This window comes from Spirillospora sp. NPDC049652 (genome assembly GCF_040675125.1).
Lineage (GTDB): Bacteria > Actinomycetota > Actinomycetes > Streptosporangiales > Streptosporangiaceae > Spirillospora.
In genome coordinates this window covers 1-1391 of record NZ_JBFAOF010001413.1, presented here as the reverse complement: position 1 = coordinate 1391, position 1391 = coordinate 1, and the positions used below count along the sequence as shown (strand labels likewise).

Below are 1391 nucleotides of genomic sequence, written 5' to 3'. Positions count from 1 at the left end.
AGCGCGTCCTTCACCCGGATCTTGTAGGTGTGCTTGCCCTTCGGGGCGGACGAGTCGGTGAAGCTCAGCGACGGCGTGTTCCAGAACGTGGACGTGCGAGTGAGCTTGCCGATCGGCTTGGTGCCCTTGTCGCGCAGGATCTCGTAGGTGAGGCTCGCGTTGTCCATGTCCCAGGACGCCGTCCAGCGCAGCGTGACCTTGCCGCCCGACACCGTCGCGCGCGGCGCGTCGATGCTCCGCGGCCCGGTCTTGTTCGGAGCCTTGGCCCGCAGAGCGAACCGGACCAGGCCCTGCTGCGCCTTGCCGTTCACGCTCGGGAACTCGCCGCCGAGCGCGATGACGTTGGAGTTCCCGGTGATCGCCCACGCGGCCTGGTACTGCTTGGTGAACAAGCCGGGCGCCAGCGTCGGGAACCAGTGCAGAAGCCCCGGGACGGGCTGCTGGCGGTAGTTGCTGTTGCTCCCCGGCTCGCTCTGGTCCCGCCCCACCGGGGCCGCCGTCTCGGCGAGCGTCCGGTGCCACGTCACCGGCGAGGTGTCTCTGAACGCGCCGAGCGACGAGCAGTCGTGCGCGTGCGAGACGCTGTACACGGCCTTGCCCAGTGGGAGCATCGAATAGGTCGCGCCGTAGCAGTTGTCCAGCCAGACCAGGTCACCGCCCGTGGCCTTGGCCGCGAACCGGCCGTCGAACCAGTGGCCGCCCTCGCCGTCCGCCGCGCCGAAGACCGTGTCGCCCTGCACCTGCAGGTCGGTCACGTACGAGAAGTTCGTGCCCTGCCGGGACGGGATCGGACGGCTGCTCCACGGGGCGAGCGCGCCGTTGGACGCGTCGACCGCGCCGACACCGACCCGCGCCTGGCCGTCGAGCATCTGGAAGCGCCCTCCCACCAGCACCGTCTTGCCGCCCGGGCCGAGCGCGAGCGCGTACACCTCGTCGTCGTCCGCGGTCGGACGCCAGGTGTCGAGGTTCGTGCCGTCCGTGGCCCGCACCGCGGCGAGCCGGGTGCGTGCCTTGCCGTTGACGCTGAAGAAGTTCCCGCCGAAGTACACCGTGCTGTTCGTGGCTGCGATCGCGCGGACCTTGTTCGACACCACGGGAGTGAACGCGTCGACGAGCTTGCCGGTCTTGGTGTCGAACGCGGCGAGCCGGGTGTGCGCCTTGCCGTCCACAGTCGTGAACTCGCCGCCGACGTACACGCGCTTACCGTCCGGCGACGCCACGACCCGCAGGCCCTGGCCGTTCAACCGGTGGTTGAACGAGGTGACGAGGTTCCCGGTGCTGAGGCTGAACGCCAGAAGGTTCTGCCGGGAGACCTCCTTGGCGTTGCCCGGCTTGGTGCCCGGCGGCCGGGCCTTGCTGAAGTTGCCGGTCGCGTAGACCGTGTCGCCCAC

At 69.9% G+C, this 1391-nt stretch carries 1 protein-coding gene; it reads right to left on the bottom strand.

Features of this window, described 5'->3' with window-relative positions; all coding sequences use genetic code 11:
• A partial coding sequence (locus AB0J52_RS40665) for a PQQ-binding-like beta-propeller repeat protein (RefSeq protein ID WP_500188565.1) occupies window positions 1-1391 on the bottom strand: 1391 nt, incomplete at both ends.